The sequence below is a fragment of the Pandoraea sputorum genome (assembly GCF_000814845.2).
Taxonomy (GTDB): Bacteria; Pseudomonadota; Gammaproteobacteria; order Burkholderiales; family Burkholderiaceae; genus Pandoraea; species Pandoraea sputorum.
In genome coordinates, this window is the sequence record NZ_CP010431.2 from 1,611,409 (window position 1) to 1,628,843 (window position 17,435).

Annotated in this window: 14 protein-coding genes; 11 read left to right on the plus strand and 3 right to left on the minus strand. The window is 61.8% G+C overall.

Going from position 1 to position 17,435, the window contains the following annotated elements; translation table 11 throughout:
* Positions 1–49: 49 nt before the first annotated feature.
* Together alc and NA29_RS07225 are read right to left on the minus strand one after the other, a co-directional pair.
* Positions 50–1,072 (minus strand): allantoicase, encoded by a 1,023-nt coding sequence (alc, locus tag NA29_RS07220; protein WP_039397131.1) that lies wholly within the window; start codon positions 1,070–1,072, stop codon positions 50–52.
* Between the two features lie 119 nt (positions 1,073–1,191).
* Positions 1,192–2,517, minus strand: coding sequence for a C4-dicarboxylate transporter DctA (locus NA29_RS07225; protein WP_039397133.1), 1,326 nt, complete (start codon positions 2,515–2,517; stop codon positions 1,192–1,194).
* 483 nt (positions 2,518–3,000) lie between these two features.
* Between NA29_RS07225 and NA29_RS07230 the strand changes: the two genes are divergently transcribed.
* The 8 genes from NA29_RS07230 (at position 3,001) to NA29_RS07265 (ending at position 12,705) form a co-directional block, all read left to right on the plus strand.
* The gene (locus tag NA29_RS07230) at positions 3,001–3,768 is read left to right on the plus strand and encodes an SDR family NAD(P)-dependent oxidoreductase (protein WP_039397134.1); all 768 of its coding nucleotides are present in this window, start codon (positions 3,001–3,003) and stop codon (positions 3,766–3,768) included.
* Between the two features lie 2 nt (positions 3,769–3,770).
* The gene (gene treF / locus NA29_RS07235) at positions 3,771–5,204 is read left to right on the plus strand and encodes an alpha,alpha-trehalase TreF (RefSeq protein WP_095178420.1); all 1,434 of its coding nucleotides are present in this window, start codon (positions 3,771–3,773) and stop codon (positions 5,202–5,204) included.
* A 154-nt stretch (positions 5,205–5,358) separates the two neighbouring features.
* On the plus strand, positions 5,359–6,120 hold the full coding sequence (locus tag NA29_RS07240) for a FadR/GntR family transcriptional regulator (RefSeq protein ID WP_039397136.1): 762 nt from the start codon (positions 5,359–5,361) through the stop codon (positions 6,118–6,120).
* Positions 6,121–6,315: 195 nt separating this feature from the next.
* Positions 6,316–7,461, plus strand: coding sequence for a glutamine-hydrolyzing carbamoyl-phosphate synthase small subunit (carA, locus tag NA29_RS07245; protein ID WP_039397138.1), 1,146 nt, complete (start codon positions 6,316–6,318; stop codon positions 7,459–7,461).
* Between the two features lie 33 nt (positions 7,462–7,494).
* On the plus strand, positions 7,495–8,163 hold the full coding sequence (gene leuE / locus NA29_RS07250) for a leucine efflux protein LeuE (RefSeq protein WP_039397140.1): 669 nt from the start codon (positions 7,495–7,497) through the stop codon (positions 8,161–8,163).
* An 18-nt stretch (positions 8,164–8,181) separates the two neighbouring features.
* Positions 8,182–11,424 carry a carbamoyl-phosphate synthase large subunit gene (carB, locus tag NA29_RS07255; protein WP_039397142.1) on the plus strand — a complete coding sequence of 1,081 codons (3,243 nt, stop codon included), beginning with the start codon at positions 8,182–8,184 and terminating at the stop codon, positions 11,422–11,424.
* 305 nt (positions 11,425–11,729) lie between these two features.
* A complete protein-coding gene (gene greA, locus NA29_RS07260) occupies positions 11,730–12,206 on the plus strand; it encodes a transcription elongation factor GreA (protein WP_039397144.1) in 477 nt (158 codons plus the stop codon).
* Positions 12,190–12,705, plus strand: a complete 516-nt coding sequence (locus tag NA29_RS07265) for a DUF4149 domain-containing protein (protein ID WP_052252600.1) — start codon at positions 12,190–12,192, stop codon at positions 12,703–12,705. Before greA ends, NA29_RS07265 begins: the two co-directional genes overlap by 17 nt.
* A gap of 139 nt (positions 12,706–12,844) precedes the next feature.
* Here NA29_RS07265 and yhbY read toward each other — a convergent pair whose 3' ends face one another.
* Positions 12,845–13,345, minus strand: coding sequence for a ribosome assembly RNA-binding protein YhbY (gene yhbY, locus NA29_RS07270; protein ID WP_039397147.1), 501 nt, complete (start codon positions 13,343–13,345; stop codon positions 12,845–12,847).
* 156 nt (positions 13,346–13,501) lie between these two features.
* On the opposite strand from yhbY, the gene NA29_RS07275 reads away from it, so the two are divergent.
* The 3 genes from NA29_RS07275 to folP all read left to right on the plus strand — a co-directional run bounded on the left by NA29_RS07275 (position 13,502) and on the right by folP (position 17,409).
* Positions 13,502–14,152, plus strand: coding sequence for an RlmE family RNA methyltransferase (locus NA29_RS07275; protein ID WP_039397148.1), 651 nt, complete (start codon positions 13,502–13,504; stop codon positions 14,150–14,152).
* Between the two features lie 119 nt (positions 14,153–14,271).
* Positions 14,272–16,146, plus strand: a complete 1,875-nt coding sequence (gene ftsH / locus NA29_RS07280) for an ATP-dependent zinc metalloprotease FtsH (RefSeq protein ID WP_039397150.1) — start codon at positions 14,272–14,274, stop codon at positions 16,144–16,146.
* 483 nt (positions 16,147–16,629) lie between these two features.
* Positions 16,630–17,409 carry a dihydropteroate synthase gene (gene folP, locus NA29_RS07285; protein WP_224787022.1) on the plus strand — a complete coding sequence of 260 codons (780 nt, stop codon included), beginning with the start codon at positions 16,630–16,632 and terminating at the stop codon, positions 17,407–17,409.
* The last annotated feature ends 26 nt before the right edge of the window (positions 17,410–17,435 follow it).

A 17,435-nucleotide genomic window follows, 5' to 3' on the forward strand; every position in this document is an offset into this window, starting at 1 on the left:
TCACGCTCCTTGTTCTCTCTGTTCGTTTTGCTCTGCGACTTCTAAACCATTACGCCTTCTTGTCGCTCAACCGGCCCCACAGTCGCAGACGCGATACGCCACCATCCGGAATGATGTTGAAACGGATGTGCGTGATCGCCCCCAACTTCTGCACCTGCTCTTCAAAGTAGAACTGCTTGTCCATCGCCAACTTCTGCTCCGGCAACAACACCGGCCAGAACATCGATTGCGTAATCAGCGACTGCTCAGTGCCGCCCGTCACATACGCCGCCTGGATGGAGCAGCGGTCCGGGAAGTTGCCCTTGAAGTGCGCCGTATCCACCTCGATCTTGCCAATTTCACCCGGCTGCGCCAACGCAATAATCGCCCAGTCGTTACCCGGCTCACGACGACGGCGCGTCTCCCACCCATCCCCCATGTTCACACCTCGGCCCGGCATCAGCAGGTTCGACGCCAAACCGAAGTGCTGGTTGTTCGCTGCCACGACGTAGCCGCCGTTTTCCATCGCAATCAGATCGATCAGCTCATCTCGCGAACGGCCCGCCCAGTCGCTCTGCGGCAACCCATACAAGCGCAGACGCGCGAGACCACCATCCGGGTACAGGTTCACGCGCACGTGCGTCGCTGCGCGCTGCTGCGTGATGGCATGGTAGTGGTGCGAGTTGCCCTGCAACGTGGTCGACGGCAGCAGTTCGAACCATTCGGCCGACTCGTTCGGTGCGCCGTCCGGGCTGTAGCAGCCCTCAAGCGACGCGGCCGGTGGGAAGTTGCCCGTGAAGTGGCTCGTATCCAGATCGACACCGAACAACACGCCCGGGCGCGCCAGCTTGACGATGCACCAGTCGTAACCGTTCACACGCTTGCGACGCGTCTCCCAACCATCCATCCACTTGCCGTTCTCGTCGTACTTGCCCGGGATGAACACCGCCGGTTCCGGGTTGAGCATGCGCTCTTTGGCCGCGAAGAATTCGTCGGTGGCGACGAGCGCCTCAGCCCCCAGACGCGGGTCGGCCAGATTCACATAACGGCGCACGAAGTCCGGTGCGTTCGGGTCTTGCGGGACGAGGGCCATGTTGCTATCTACTCCAGATGATGATGCCGACGCCATTGTTCTCAGCGTCGGCAGAAATTACTCGGTTGTTGTGAGGGGCGCAGCATCCGCCGCGACCCTCGCATGCTTTACTTAGTGGGTCAGCGTGTCAGCGCAGCATTTGCCGGTGCGCCTTCGATGCCGTCTTCAGACGCCGCAATCGGCTCGTACGGCAACACGCCATCCAGGACTTTGTGTGCTCTCGCGAAGTCGACGTCTTTTTCCCATGCGGCCACAACGAGCGTCGCCACACAGTTGCCCAACAAGTTGGTGATGGCTCGCGCAATCCCGACGAACCAGTCGACCGGCAGAATCAGCACTAGGCCGATCACGGGGATGGCGGGAATGGCCGCCAGCGTCGCCGCCAGAATCACGATCGCCGAGCCCGGAATCCCATGCGCACCCTTGGACGTCAGCAGCGATACCAACACCACCAGAATCAGGTCGTGCATCGACAACGGCGTGTTGGTGGCCTGCGCAATGAAGATGACCGCGAGCGTCAGGTAGATGGAGAAGCCGTCGAGGTTGAACGAGTATCCCGTCGGGACGACCAGACCCACGGTCGACTTTTTGATGCCCATCCATTCAAGCTTGCGCATGATCGCGGGCAATACCGCATCCGACGACGCCGTGCCCAACACGATCGACAACTCCTCACGGAAGTACTTGATGAACTTGAAGATGTTGAAACCCGCCAGACGCAACACCCCACCCAGTACCACCGTCACGAACACGAAGCAGCTCGCGTAGAACACCAGCACGAGCAAACCCAGTTGCTTGAGCGACGACGCACCGTACTTGCCCGTGGTGAACGCCACCGCGCCCAGCACGCCCAGCGGCGCGAGCCGGATGATGAACGCCATCACGCGAAAGAAGACATGGCTCAGGTCTTCGATGAATCGCGCCACCGGACGGCCCCGCTCACCCAACGCGGCCAGCGCACAACCGAACATGACGGAGAAGACGAGGATCTGCAGGATGTCGCCTTTGGCAAAGGCGTCGGTAATGGTGTCGGGGATGATCTTCAGCAAGAAGCCCGCCGTGTCTTTCAGGCTCTTGGCATGCTCGGTGTAGGCCGCCATCGAACCGGCGTCAAGACTGCGGATGTCGATGTTCATGCCCGCGCCAGGACGCGTCACCCAAGCCAGCACCGCACCAATGACAAGCGCGAAGGTGGTGATGATCTCGAAGTACAAGATCGCCTTGACGCCCACCCGGCCCACTTTGCGCAAGTCGCCCGCGCTCGCCATGCCGCTCACGACGACGCAGAAAACGATCGGGCCAATCACCATCTTGATGAGCTTCAGAAAGCCATCGCCCAACGGACGCAACGACTCTCCCAACTGCGGAAACCAGATGCCTAACGCCACACCCACTATCAACGCAATAACGACTCGGCCAAACAACGAACGAAACAGCTTGGGCATGGTTTGTCTCCTCTGCCTGCGCAACTCACTCTCTAGGATTTCGCAATCTCGATTTCAACGGGATTGAACGGACTGCTCTCGGGGGCTGATTCTCTACCGCTGTACGTCTCACTTCAGGCAACGCGCGGCGTCATCATCGGCCGCCAACACCAGATTTCATCAGTGTAAATCTACAAGTCATACCGGTCTGACCAGTGGTGTTATGGAGAATATTAGAAAGCCAATATAGTGAGGTCAAGATTTGTCGTTTGAGGGGATTCCCTAGGGCGGAGGCATGCGGCGGCGTGGGCCGATCCGGGTAGGGGAAATCGTTCGAAATTGCTCGTAAGTTGTTGGTTTTACTAGGTGAGTCGAGCGAAATTTGTGTGAACTTCGCTTTCCGGCCCGCGGTCGCACTGGCATCTGGTCCATGGTTTCGACATCCGTCGTGAGGGTGCCGGGCCGGGCGCACAGAGCTGACTTCTTGCTCACCAGGGAGGCGACATGCGAATGAAGGACACGGTGGTACTTGTCACCGGCAGCGCTCAGGGGATCGGACGCGCCATCGCGATCCGACTCGCCCAGGAAGGGGCGCGCATCGTGGTGGAAGACCGGCAGGACAACGCGATGGCCGGGCAGACGCTCGACTCGGTTCGCGCCGCCGGGAGCGACGGCTGCGTGATCGCGGGAGATGTCGGGAGCGTGGAGAACGATCGCGCCATCATCGAGCAGGCCGTAGCCAAAATGGGACGCCTTGATGTTTTGGTCAACAACGCAGGTGTCGAACGCCGTGCCCCATTTCTCGATGTGACGGAAGCCGATTACGACCTCGTCATGAACGTCAATCTGAAAGGGGCGTTCTTTCTTACGCAAGCCTTTGTGAAGCACCTGCGCGATACGCAGCGCGGCGGACGCATCGTGAACGTCAGCTCGGTGCACGAAGAGCTGCCATTTCCTCACTTCGCGAGCTATTGCGCGAGCAAGGGCGGCATGAAGATGATGATGCGCAATCTCGCCATCGAACTGGCGCCGCTCGGTATCACGGTGAACAATGTCGCGCCCGGTGCCGTGGGCACCCCTATCAATCAGCAATTGCTCGCGAACAAGGCGCAGCTCGAAGCGCTCGTCGCGAACATTCCGCTCGGCCGCCTCGCGAATCCCAGCGAAGTGGCGAATGCCGTGCTCTTCCTCGCTTCGCCCGAAGCCAGCTATGTGACGGGCACGACGCTGTTCGTCGACGGCGGCTTGCTCTGGAACTACGCGGAGCAATAACAATGACCGACACCGCACAACGCACGCTTGCGATGGGTGGCATGACGCCGGACGTCGACCACTGTGCACCGTCGGACATCCTCACGCCGGACGATCGCTATCAGGAGCTTTTCGTCGCCGTACAAACGCAACGCGTCTTTGCCGACAGCAAGACGTTCGTGGACTGCGCGCCCTCGCTCGCGCCCGAAGCGCATCCCGCCTATAGCTCGCTACTCCCGCTGCCACGCGCGTACGTCGTGCCCGGTGGACGCTTTCACGAACTCTATTATTGGGACTCCTATTTCACGATGCTCGGCCTCGCCAAAAGCGGACGCCACGATTTGCTCGTGAGCATGGCCGACAATTTTTCATTTCTCGTCGATGCTTACGGCCACATTCCGAACGGTAACCGTACTTATTACCTGAGCCGTTCGCAGCCGCCCATGTACGGTCTGATGGTGGAACTGTTCGAATCGCATGGTGTGGCGCGCGCTATCCGTTATCTGCCGCATCTGCGCCGCGAATACGACTACTGGATGGACGGCGAAGCGTCGCTGCGGCCGGGCGAGGCCTATCGGCATCTCGTTCGTCTACCCGACGGCTCACGCCTGAACCGCTATTGGGACGAACGCGACACGCCGCGTGAAGAGGGCTATCTGGAAGACGTGACAACCGCACGCGATGCGCCGCAACGCCCCGCCAGTGAGGTATTCCGCGACTTGCGCGCCGGTGCGGCCTCAGGCTGGGACTTCAGCTCCCGCTGGCTTGGCGACGCGACCGACCTTTCGTCGATTCGTACCACCTCGATTCTGCCCGTCGACCTGAACAGCTTTCTCTTCGCCACTGAGCGGCATATCGCTCGTCTCAGTGAGGCGGCGGGGGATGTCGACGCGGCGCTCGCGTTTGCGAAGCGGGCGCAGGCGCGTCAGGACGCGATGACGCGGCATCTGTGGTCGGACGCCGCAGGCGCGTTTGTCGACTACGACTGGCAACTCGGCGAGCAACGGGTGCAATTGTCGGCGGCGCTCGCCGCCCCCCTGTTCGTCGGCCTCGCCACGCGCGAACAGGCGCACCGCTCGGCACTCGCAATGGCCGAACACCTGCTGGCGGCGGGAGGGTTGCGAACGACGCAGACGTCGAGCCTTCAGCAATGGGATCCGCCTAACGGCTGGGCACCGCTCCAGTGGATCGCTATTCACGGCCTTCGCAAGTACGGGGAGAACCGGCTCGCGGGGGACATTGCCCATCGCTGGCTCTCCACCGTCGGTTCGCTCTACGCACGTGAGAGCAAACTCGTCGAAAAGTACTCGCTGCACACAAGCGAAGCGATGAGCGCCAGCGGCGGTGGCGGCGGCGAGTACCCGCTTCAGGACGGCTTCGGCTGGACGAACGGCGTGGTGCGGCGTCTGCTTGGCGATCACCCGGAACATCACGCGCATCAGGTGAAGGCGGCGTGAGCGCATAGTGGGGCAGCGAGCAGGGCAGGGATGGCACAAACCGGAAGCCCGCTGTGGTCGGGCTTTCCCGGCCGATGGGGGGGAGGTTCGCGTGAGGAGAAATTTGGCGTCGTACAATGCGCCATACGCTTACCCACACGCCTTGTGAGGACCCATGAAGCATTCGGCGCATGCCGTAACCGACGCCGCCGTCGCCACGATCCGCGAACGCATCGAACGTCAGGTCTATCCCGCCGGTGCGATGCTGCCCTCGCAACGTCAGCTCGCCGAGGAACTGGCCATCAGCCGCGCCTCGCTGCGCGAAGCCCTCTCGACGCTGGAGGCGCTCGGTATGGTCGCCATCCGCCCGGGCAAGGGCGTCTATGTTAACGACGCCTCCGCCCGTCTCGGCGTCGCGTGGCGCTTCGCCGACCAGATTTCGCTCGCCGACACCTATCAACTGCGCTATGCACTGGAAGGCTTCTCCGCCCGGCTCGCCGCACTCGCGGCCAGCGTCACCGAGATCGATTGGCTGACCGATAACGTCGAGTCGATGAAAGGCGCGCTGATCGAGGGCGACGTCGACACCGCCGCGCAACTGGACTTCGCGTTCCATCTGCGCATCGTCGGCCTCGCAGGGAACGCCGCCATCGCCGATATCCTGCGCGGCAGCACGGAAATCGTCATGGAGAGCCAGCGTCTGCCGTTTTATCAGCGAGAACTGGTGCTCTCCACCTATCATGAACATCTGGAGATCCTCGACGCTCTGCGACGCCGCGACGGCGCAGCCGCAGGCGCTTCGATGGAGCGCCATATCGTGCTGGCGGCCCAGCGGGCCGGCATTCACTTCCCTATCCCCTCTGCGTATCCGTCTGCCGACGGGGTTACCCCCCGGGAGTCCGCAGAGCGTACTGGTGCATCACACGTTCAGCTTTGAGAAGATCCGGATTTGCGCTATACTTTGAAGGTTTTAGTCATTTAACCCTCACCCTAGCGCCTACCCGCCCGACATCTCGTCCGCCGCCCGAGCATCCGCTGTGCGCATATTCCGCGCAATTCCGGTGCCCGCGCTGATGTCATCGCTAGCGGACGGTGAGGCTGGCAGCAGGGGTGAACCCTCCAGGAGTTTCCCGTGCTGCCGTCATTCTCACCCGCCATTCTCGCGCTCGCTGACGGCACGGTCTTTCGTGGGTACGCCATCGGCGCTGCCGGTCACACCATCGGTGAAGTGGTCTTCAATACGGCCATTACCGGCTATCAGGAAATCCTCACCGACCCCAGCTATGCGCGCCAGATCGTCACGCTGACGTATCCGCACATCGGCAACACGGGCGTCAACGGTGAAGACGTCGAAGCCACGAAAGTCCATGCCGCCGGCCTGATCATCAAGGATCTGCCGATCCTCGACTCGAATTTCCGCGCCAACAAGACGCTGTCGCAGTACCTGAAGGACGAAGGCGTTGTCGCCATCGCAGGCATCGACACGCGACGTCTGACCCGTATCCTGCGCGACAAGGGCGCTCAGAACGGCTGCATCCTCGCTGGCGAAGAAGCCGACGAAGCCAAGGCCATCGCCCTCGCGCAATCGTTCCCGGGTCTGGCCGGTATGGATCTCGCCAAGGTCGTCTCCACCACAGAGCAGTATTCGTGGACGGAAACGGAATGGACGCTCGAAGAAGGCTACGGCGAGCAGAAGGATCCGAAATTCCACGTGGTCGCCCTCGACTACGGCGTGAAGCGCAACATCCTGCGTATGCTCGCCCAGCGCGGCTGCAAGGTCACGGTGCTGCCGGCCCAAAGCTCGGCGGACGACGTGTTCGCTCTGAACCCGGACGGCGTGTTCCTCTCGAACGGCCCCGGCGACCCGGAACCGTGCGACTACGCTATCGCTGCGACGAAGACGTTCCTGGAACGCCGCTTCCCGACCTTCGGTATCTGCCTCGGCCACCAGATCATGGGACTGGCCGTCGGCGCGAAGACGCTCAAGATGAAGACCGGCCACCACGGTGCCAACCACCCGGTGAAGGATCTCGATACGGGCCGCGTCGTCATCACGTCGCAAAACCACGGTTTCGCCGTGGACGCAAACAGCCTGCCGGCCAACGCCCGCGTCACGCACGTGTCGCTGTTCGACGGCACGCTGCAAGGCTTCGAACTGACGGACCGTCCGGCATTCTGCTTCCAGGGCCACCCGGAAGCGTCGCCCGGCCCGCACGACATCGGCTATCTGTTCGACCGGTTCGTGCAGTCGATGGCCGACGCCAAGCAGCCCGCGTAAGCGAAACAAGCGAGAGATAGGGAAACACGCACCATGCTCGGAAACTCGATCGGCATCCTCAACCTCTGGACGTATCTCGCCGGGGTCGTGGTCGTCATTCTGCTGCCGGGGCCGAACTCGCTCTACGTGCTGGCCGTGGCCGCACAGCGCGGGGTTCGCCAGGGGTATGCAGCCGCTTGCGGCGTGTTTCTGGGCGACACGGTACTCATGACGCTGGCAGCCGCCGGTGTAGCGTCGTTGCTGAACACGCAACCGGCACTGTTCTTCGTGGTGAAGTACCTCGGCGCGGCGTATCTCTGCTGGATGGGCCTGAACATGCTGCGCGGGGCGATCGCCAACGCGCGGGCGGCACGGGCCAAATCGACCCAGACAGTCGTCGCGCCGAAGCCGGTCGACGCCGATCACCCGTTCAAGCGCGCGCTGTTCATCAGTCTGCTGAATCCAAAAGCGATCCTGTTCTGCGTGTCGTTTTTCATCCAGTTCGTCGATCCGGGCTACGCCTACCCGGCCGTGTCGTTTGCGGTGCTGGGCGTCATCGTACAGACCTGCAGTTTCCTGTATCTGAGCACGCTGATCCTGGCCGGTTACCGCCTGGCCGAGCACTTCCGGCAACGTCGCCGGTTGAGCGCCGGGGCAACCGGCGGCGTGGGCGCGTTGTTCGTCGGCTTCGGTGTGAAGCTCGCGACCGCGACGCTGAGTTAAATTTTTGTTGAGAACGTTATGCCAAAGCGCACAGACATCAAGAGCATCCTCATCATCGGCGCCGGCCCGATCATCATCGGTCAGGCATGCGAGTTCGATTATTCCGGCGCACAGGCCTGCAAGGCACTGCGCGAGGAAGGCTACAAGGTCATCCTGATCAACAGCAACCCTGCCACGATCATGACCGACCCGGACACGGCCGATGTCACCTACATCGAACCGATCACCTGGGAAGTCGTCGAGCGCATCATCGCCAAGGAGCGCCCGGATGCCATTCTCCCGACGATGGGCGGCCAGACCGCGCTGAACTGCGCGCTCGACCTGCATCGTCACGGCGTGCTCGACAAGTACAAGGTGGAGCTGATCGGCGCATCGCCGGAAGCCATCGACAAGGCCGAAGACCGTCAGAAGTTCAAGGACGCGATGACCAAGATCGGTCTCGGTTCGGCCAAGTCGGGCATCGCCCACTCGATGGAAGAGGCGCTTGCCGTGCAGGCGCAGATCATGGCCGAGATCGGCGGCAGCGGCTATCCGATGGTGATCCGTCCGTCGTTCACGCTTGGCGGCTCGGGCGGCGGTATCGCCTACAACCGCGAAGAGTTCGAAGAGATCTGCAAGCGCGGTCTCGACCTCTCGCCCACGCGCGAACTGCTCATCGAAGAGTCGCTGCTCGGCTGGAAGGAATTCGAGATGGAAGTCGTGCGCGACCGCGCCGACAACTGCATCATCGTCTGCTCGATCGAAAACCTCGACCCGATGGGCGTACACACCGGTGACTCGATCACGGTAGCGCCCGCACAGACGCTGACCGACAAGGAATACCAACTGCTGCGTAACGCATCGCTCGCCGTGCTGCGCGAGATCGGTGTGGAGACGGGGGGCTCGAACGTCCAGTTCTCGATCAACCCGAAGGACGGCCGCATGGTCGTCATCGAAATGAACCCGCGCGTGTCGCGTTCGTCGGCGCTGGCCTCGAAGGCCACCGGCTTCCCGATTGCCAAGGTCGCTGCGAAGCTGGCCGTCGGCTATACGCTCGACGAGCTGCGCAACGAAATCACCGGCGGCGCAACGCCGGCTTCGTTCGAGCCGACCATCGACTACGTCGTCACCAAGGTGCCGCGTTTCGCGTTCGAGAAGTTCCGCGAAGCCGACGCTCGCCTGACCACGCAGATGAAGTCGGTCGGTGAAGTAATGGCCATGGGCCGCACGTTCCAGGAATCGTTCCAGAAGGCGATGCGCGGTCTGGAAGTCGGTGTGGACGGTCTGGACGAAAAGTCGACCGACCGCGACGAGATCGTGGCCGAGATCGGTGAGCCGGGCCCGGACCGTATCTGGTACGTGGGCGACGCGTTCCGTCTGGGCATGAGCCTCGAAGAGGTGTACGCCGAGACCGCTATCGACCCGTGGTTCCTCGCTCAGCTCGAAGCCATCGTCAAGAAGGAAAAGGCACTGTCGGGCCGCACGCTGGCAAGCCTGACGACCGAAGAACTGCGCTTCCTGAAGCAAAGCGGCTTCTCGGATCGCCGTCTGGCCAAGCTGCTCGGCACCGATCAGACCGCCGTGCGCAAGGCGCGTATCGCGCAGAAGGTGCGCCCGGTCTACAAGCGTGTGGATACCTGCGCTGCCGAATTCTCGACCAACACGGCTTATATGTACTCGACCTATGAGGAAGAGTGCGAAGCCCAGCCGACCGACAAGAAGAAGATCATGGTGCTCGGCGGCGGCCCGAACCGTATCGGTCAAGGTATCGAGTTCGACTACTGCTGCGTGCACGCCGCGCTCGCCATGCGCGAAGACGGCTACGAGACCATCATGGTCAACTGCAACCCGGAAACGGTGTCGACGGACTATGACACGTCGGATCGTCTCTACTTCGAGCCGGTGACGCTGGAAGACGTGCTGGAAATCGTCGACCTCGAAAAGCCGGTCGGCGTGATCGTGCAGTATGGCGGTCAAACCCCGCTCAAGCTTGCGCTGGATCTCGAAGCGAACGGCGTGCCTATCATCGGCACGAGCCCGGACATGATCGACGCCGCCGAAGACCGCGAGCGTTTCCAGAAGCTGCTGCACAAGCTTGGCCTGCGTCAGCCGCCGAACCGTACGGCCCGCGCGGAAGACGAAGCGCTCAAGCTGGCTGCCGAAATCGGCTACCCGCTGGTGGTGCGCCCGTCGTATGTGCTGGGTGGTCGTGCGATGGAAATCGTCCACGAGCCGCGTGACCTCGAACGCTACATGCGCGAAGCTGTCAAGGTGAGCCACGACAGCCCGGTGCTGCTCGACCGTTTCCTGGACGACGCCATCGAGTGTGACGTCGATTGCATCTCGGACGGTAAGGACGTCTACATCGGCGGCGTGATGGAACACATCGAACAGGCGGGTGTCCACTCGGGCGACTCGGCTTGCTCGCTGCCGCCGTACTCGCTGTCAGCCGAGACGATTGCCGAGCTCAAGCGTCAGACGGCTGAAATGGCCAAGGCGCTGAACGTGGTCGGTCTGATGAACGTGCAGTTCGCGATTCAGCAGGGCAACGGCGTCGATACCATCTACGTGCTGGAAGTGAACCCGCGTGCGTCGCGTACGGTGCCGTACGTCTCGAAGGCCACGGGCCGTCAACTGGCCAAGATTGCCGCCCGCGCGATGGCCGGTCAGTCGCTCACGTCGCAAGGCATTACGAGCGAAGTCGTGCCGCCGTACTACAGCGTCAAGGAAGCCGTGTTCCCATTCGTGAAGTTCCCGGGTGTCGACCCGGTGCTCGGGCCGGAAATGCGCTCGACGGGCGAAGTGATGGGCGTGGGCCGCACGTTCGGCGAAGCGCTCTTCAAGTCGCAACTGGCGGCGGGTTCGCGTCTGCCTGCTTCGGGCACGGTGCTCCTGACGGTGAAGGACGCCGACAAGCCGCGCGCGGTCGAAGTGGCGCGCATGCTGCACTCGCTGGGCTACCCGATCGTTGCCACGCGTGGCACGGCGGCGGCCATCGAAGCGGCCGGGATTCCGGTGCGCGTGGTCAACAAGGTGAAGGATGGTCGTCCGCACATTGTCGACATGATCAAGAACGGCGAGATCGCGCTGGTGTTCACCACGGTGGACGAAACCCGCACGGCGATTGCCGATTCGCGCTCGATCCGTATGTCGGCGCAGGCACACAAGGTCACGTACTACACGACGATCTCGGGTGCCCGTGCGGCCGTGGAAGGCCTGAAGTATCTGCAAAACCTTGAGGTCTATGACCTCCAGGGTCTGCACGCGCAACTGCCGGCCTGAGCGTCGGGCAGGTGACGCGGGTGCGCTCGAGGCGTTCGACTTGGTAGGTTGAGTCTGCCGCATCGGGTGAAGTCGCAAAACGATGGCGCGTTCGTTGGGGAACTGATCTCCGCCGGACGCGCCAAATGCTTTAGATGTGCTCGTAGTGTGGCCGCGCGCGGCGCGACCGGTCCTCCGGTTGGCAGCGTCGGCAACTCTGCTACACTAATGCAACATAGGTGTCACAGCCGCGGTCGAGCGGCGTTCGCAAAAAGTGCGAATGCGGCTTCGCTGCGGCAATTTTTTTGTCTTTCGGAACAACGCGCATGAGTACCATTCCTCTGACCAAGCGGGGCGCTGAACTGCTCAAGGAAGAGCTGCACCGCCTGAAAACCGTCGAACGTCCGCACGTGATCACGGCGATTGCTGAAGCCCGTGCGCAGGGCGATCTGTCGGAAAACGCTGAGTACGACGCTGCCAAAGAAAAGCAGGGCTTCATCGAAGGGCGTATCGCCGATCTCGAATCGAAGCTCTCGGCTGCACAGATCATCGATCCGTCGGTGTTGGACGCCGAAGGTCGTGTGGTCTTCGCCGCCACCGTCGAACTCGAAGACCTCGAGAGCGGCGGCACGGTGCTGTATCAGATCGTCGGCGACGACGAAGCTGATCTGGAGCACGGCAAGATTTCGGTGAGCTCGCCGATTGCCCGTGCGTTGATCGGTAAGTACGCAGGCGATGTGGCCGAAGTGCAGGCCCCGAGCGGCGTGCGCGAGTACGAGATCATCGATGTCCGCTACGTCTGACGTGACGTTTGCCAGCGGTGCGCCACGGCTGGAACGACTGTTCCGCCTGATCGCCACCGTCTGGTGCGGTAGTCAATGGGCGATCGGCTATATCGTCGCCCCCACGCTGTTCGCTGTGCTGGAGTCGCGCACGGTGGCCGGAACGGTTGCCGGTCGACTGTTTCACACGCAAGCCTGGCTTAGTCTGGTATGCGGCGTGTTGCTGGTCTGGCTGTCCACTGCGCTGATTGCGCGCACGGCCGATGCACAGGCGGCGCGCAGCTATCGTGGTCTTCGCTGGCTCGCGGTGGCGATGATGGTGTGTGTGCTGATCAGCTCGTTTGGCCTGCAGCCGTTGATGGCCGATCTGCGCGCACAGGCAGAAGCGTCGGGCGTCGACATTGGTCAATCGGCTTATGCCTCGCGCTTTGGCATGCTACATGGCATTTCGAGCGGCTTTTACCTGTTGCAAAGCTTGCTGGCGATTGCGCTGATCTGGCGTCAGCCGGTGCGCGGCTAATTGCTGCAGGGCAGGGTGAGGCGGAAATCGTTTTTAGTCTTGCCCAATGGTGTTACGCATAAAACAACGCGCCCGACGATGTCAGGGCGCGTTGTTTTGAGGGCTGGCGGACTTTGCAACGTCCGCAGCCATCGGGGACTTAGTCGTTGCGCTGGCGCTTGACGCTGGTTTGGCGCTTCTTGGCGCGTTTGACGATACCACCGGCGGTCATGCGTTCGTTGCCAGCAACCGTCACTTTCTTGACGGTCGGGCGACGACCCGCGTTGGTGCTGGACTTGACGACGGTCACGGTGCGCGGTGCGCGGCCCTTGACCGTAGTGCCGGTGCCGCCGGACTTGCCGCGAACCGGCATGGCCGTTTCGTCCGGCGTCGGGCGATACAGAACGAGCAGCTTGCCGATATGTTGCACCGGCGCTGCACCCAACTGGTCGCAGATGGATTCGTAAATGGCCACGCGCGTGTCGCGTTCGTCACCGAACACACGCACCTTGATCAGTTCGTGGGCTTTCAGTGCGCCGTCGATTTCCTTGAGCACCGCAGGCGTCAAGCCATCGGCGCCGATCAGAACGACGGGATTCAGCGCGTGAGCGGCAGAGCGCATGTCGGCGCGTTGCGCCGGTGTCAGGGTCAAAGCGGGCATAAAAGACAGAAGACAGACGAGACAAACGAGTAGGGATGCGCCCGCGAATCGTGGCCTGAACACCGTTAGCGGCCGATGAAGGCTGCCGGCGGGCTAAAAGATTTTGGGCGCGCAAGGGCGTATTATCCTGCAAATTCGCAGTGTTTTTGAAGAAATATGGCAAAAAACCGTTTCAACCACGCGTGGTTGCACGATCACATCAACGATCCCTACGTCAAAATGGCGCAGCGCGAGGGCTATCGTGCCCGTGCCGCCTACAAACTCAAGGAAATCGACGAGCAGGACCGGCTGATCAAGCCGGGCCAGGTCATCGTCGACCTCGGCTCGACGCCGGGCAGCTGGAGTCAGTACGCCCGTAACAAGCTGGCGGGCGGCAAGCGCGTCGAGGGCGGCATCGACGGGACGATCATTGCGCTCGACATCCTGCCAATGGAGCCGATCGCCGACGTTCACTTCCTGCAGGGCGACTTCCGCGAGGACAGCGTACTGGAGCAGCTCGAAGAAATCGTCGCCGGACGCAAAGTCGACCTTGTAGTTTCCGATATGGCCCCCAACTTGTCGGGTGTGGCGTCGGCCGATGCGGCGCGGATCGAGCATTTGTGCGATCTGGCGCTCGATTTTGCACAGCGACACCTGAAACCGGAAGGGGCGTTACTGGTCAAATGTTTTCACGGCAGCGGCTATAGCCAGATTGTCGAAAAATTCAAACACCAGTTCAAAACCGTGGCGCCGCGCAAGCCAAAGGCGTCGCGAGACAAATCTTCCGAAACGTTCATTCTGGGTCGGGGTTTGAAAAATCCGGCTTGATGCCCGTCAATACAGCGCACTGGCGCTATGGTGGCGGTAGAGAATCACTATAGCGGTGCGCCTGCGAGTGGATTAGAATGAATTCCTGGCGCGAAGCGATTTCATGAAGGAGCAACGCTTTGAACAATAATATGTTTTCCAAAGCGGCGGTGTGGTTAGTCATCGCGCTGGTCTTGTTTACTGTTTTTAAACAGTTCGACAAGCCGCACGTCCAGGAGGGCGTGACGTACTCCCAGTTCATGGACGATGCCAAGAATGGCAAGATCAAGAACGTGGTGGTGCAGGGCCGCAGCCTTCAGGTGACGCCTAGCGATGGCCAGAAGTACACCATCGTGTCACCCGGCGACATCTGGATGGTCGGCGATCTCATGAAGTACGGCGTTCAGGTGTCGGGTAAGGCCGACGACGAACCGAACGTGCTCATGTCCGCGCTGTACTACCTCGGACCCACGCTGCTGATCATCGGCTTCTGGTTCTACATGATGCGACAGATGCAGGGCGGGGGTAAGGGCGGTGCCTTCTCCTTCGGCAAATCCCGCGCGCGCCTCATTGACGAGAATGCCAATCCGGTCACCTTTGCCGACGTCGCAGGCTGCGACGAAGCCAAGTACGAAGTCGGCGAACTGGTCGACTTCCTGAAAGATCCCCAAAAGTTCCAGAAACTGGGCGGCCGTATTCCGCGCGGTGTGCTGCTGGTCGGCCCGCCGGGAACCGGTAAGACGCTGCTGGCTCGCGCCATCGCTGGTGAAGCCAAGGTGCCGTTCTTCAGCATCTCGGGTTCGGACTTCGTGGAAATGTTCGTCGGCGTGGGCGCTGCCCGTGTCCGTGACATGTTCGAAAACGCGAAGAAGCAATCGCCCTGTATCGTGTTCATCGATGAAATCGACGCGGTCGGTCGCCATCGTGGCGCCGGCATGGGCGGCGGTAACGACGAACGCGAACAGACGCTGAACCAGATGCTGGTCGAGATGGACGGCTTCGAAGCGAATTCGGGCGTGATCGTGATCGCTGCCACGAACCGTTCGGACGTGCTGGACAAGGCGCTGCTGCGTCCGGGTCGTTTTGACCGTCAGGTCTACGTCGGTCTGCCGGATATCCGTGGCCGTGAGCAGATCCTGAAGGTGCACCTGCGCAAGGTGCCGATCGCGAACGACGTCGATGCATCGGTGATCGCCCGCGGTACGCCGGGTATGTCGGGTGCCGATCTGGCCAACCTCGTGAACGAAGCCGCACTGTTCGCCGCGCGCCGTAACAAGCGCATCGTCGAGATGCTGGACTTCGAAGACGCGAAGGACAAGATTTTCATGGGTCCGGAGCGCAAGTCGGCTGTGATGCGCGACGAAGAGCGTCGTGCCACGGCTTACCATGAGTCGGGTCATGCTGTGGTTGCCATGCTGCTGCCGGGCGCCGATCCGGTGCACAAGGTCACGATCATTCCGCGTGGCTGGGCGCTGGGTCTGACGATGCAGTTGCCGGAGCACGACAAGTATTCGGAGTACCGCGACACGATGCTCACGCAGATCGCCATTCTGTTCGGCGGCCGTGCAGCAGAAGAAGTGTTCATCAACAAGATGTCGACGGGCGCTTCGAACGACTTCGAGCGTGCGACCAAGCTGGCGCGCGACATGGTGACCCGTTACGGTATGTCGGACGCCCTGGGCCCGATGGTCTATGTCGATACCGAGCAGGATTCGATGTTCGGCCGGATGTCCGCCAAGTCGGTGTCTGAAGCGACGCAGCAGAAGGTCGACACGGAAGTTCGCCGCATTCTGGACGAACAATACGCGCTGGCGAAGAAGCTGCTGGAAGACAACCGCTCAAAGGTTGAGGCGATGACCGAAGCCCTGATGGAATGGGAAACGATCGACGGCGAGCAAATTGGCGACATCATGGAAGACCGTCCGCCGCGTCCGCCGAAGGGTGGTCAGTCGAACGGCGGTGCTTCGGGTGGCAACCCGCCGCTCAAGCCTAGCAATACCCCGGCGACCGTCTGACGGTCGCCCCGACAGCCGAAAGGTTGTCTCCCAAAAAGGCCGGCACTTTGCCGGCCTTTTTGCATCTATGACGCGATAAACCGCAGGCGTCGGGCGATGAGTAACGCCTGGGACGGTATTTCTCAGAATTTTCGCGAAGATGGATTTCGTTGTTACCGAGTGTTTCCGTCGTCGATGTGACAGTTGAATCCGGTAACATTACGGCCATATGGGGCGTCCGGTACACCGGGCGCACCGGCCCGACCCGCACCTCAGCAGTACGGGCCGCGATATGGGTTTTATTGAGCTACGAGCTTCCGAATGTCCACCGAGCAGTCGCAATCCCTTTCTTCGTCCACGCAGGCAGCGCAAACGGGCGATCCTGACACACAAAGCGTCACCGACGACATCGTCCTTCCGGCGAGGGCGTCCGACGCACCCGTCAAGCCCGACACGCTGGCGTTGGGGCCACGCTTCCGACTCGACGCGCGTCGCGTTCATGTCATGGGCATCCTGAACGTGACGCCCGACTCGTTCTCCGATGGCGGCAAGTTTGTTGCGCGCGACGCCGCTTTGCGCCACGCGGAGCAACTGATTGCCGACGGCGTCGACATTCTCGATATCGGCGGCGAATCCACCCGTCCGGGCGCAGAAGCGTTGCCGGAAGACGCGGAGCTTGAACGTGTCTTGCCGATTGTCGAAGCATTGCGCGATTGTGGCGTGCCGCTGTCCATCGACACCTACAAGCCCGGCGTGATGCGCGCGGTCCTGGCTGCCGGGGCGGACATGATCAACGATATCTGGGGCTTCCAGCAGCCTGGTGCAGTGGAGGCTGTGCGCGACAGCGAGGCGGCCTTGTGCATCATGCACATGCTGCACGACCCGAAGACCATGCAAGACGCCCCGATCTATACGGACGTGGTGACTGAGGTGGCGGCATTCCTCGACGGCCGTGTCGATGCGATGCTCGCGGCCGGTGTTGCGCCGACGCGTCTCTATCTGGATCCGGGATTCGGTTTTGGCAAGAATCTCGCCCATAATCTCGCCTTGCTCAAACATTTGCGCGTGCTGTCGCGCGACGGTTTGCCCTTGCTCGTCGGCATGTCGCGCAAGCGGATGCTGGGCGAAATCACGGGACGTCAGACGCCGCAGGAGCGCCGCGTGGCAAGCGTTGCGGCGGCGATCTGCGCAGCGCAACGGGGCGCTGCGATCGTACGCGTGCACGACGTCGCCGAGACGGTCGATGCGCTCAAGGTCTGGCAAGCCGTGCGCGATGCCGAGTAAGTTTGCAAACCGGCGCAAGTCGGTGC

Bases quoted from the DNA above. Each gene is read 5' to 3' on its own strand.
- alc (WP_039397131.1), bottom strand. From the start codon at position 1,072: ATGGCCCTCGTCCCGCAAGACCCGAACGCACCGGACTTCGTGCGCCGT.
- NA29_RS07225 (WP_039397133.1), bottom strand. From the start codon at position 2,517: ATGCCCAAGCTGTTTCGTTCGTTGTTTGGCCGAGTCGTTATTGCGTTG.
- NA29_RS07230 (WP_039397134.1), top strand. From the start codon at position 3,001: ATGCGAATGAAGGACACGGTGGTACTTGTCACCGGCAGCGCTCAGGGG.
- treF (WP_095178420.1), top strand. From the start codon at position 3,771: ATGACCGACACCGCACAACGCACGCTTGCGATGGGTGGCATGACGCCG.
- NA29_RS07240 (WP_039397136.1), top strand. From the start codon at position 5,359: ATGAAGCATTCGGCGCATGCCGTAACCGACGCCGCCGTCGCCACGATC.
- leuE (WP_039397140.1), top strand. From the start codon at position 7,495: ATGCTCGGAAACTCGATCGGCATCCTCAACCTCTGGACGTATCTCGCC.
- carB (WP_039397142.1), top strand. From the start codon at position 8,182: ATGCCAAAGCGCACAGACATCAAGAGCATCCTCATCATCGGCGCCGGC.
- greA (WP_039397144.1), top strand. From the start codon at position 11,730: ATGAGTACCATTCCTCTGACCAAGCGGGGCGCTGAACTGCTCAAGGAA.
- NA29_RS07265 (WP_052252600.1), top strand. From the start codon at position 12,190: ATGTCCGCTACGTCTGACGTGACGTTTGCCAGCGGTGCGCCACGGCTG.
- yhbY (WP_039397147.1), bottom strand. From the start codon at position 13,345: ATGCCCGCTTTGACCCTGACACCGGCGCAACGCGCCGACATGCGCTCT.
- NA29_RS07275 (WP_039397148.1), top strand. From the start codon at position 13,502: ATGGCAAAAAACCGTTTCAACCACGCGTGGTTGCACGATCACATCAAC.
- folP (WP_224787022.1), top strand. From the start codon at position 16,630: ATGGGCATCCTGAACGTGACGCCCGACTCGTTCTCCGATGGCGGCAAG.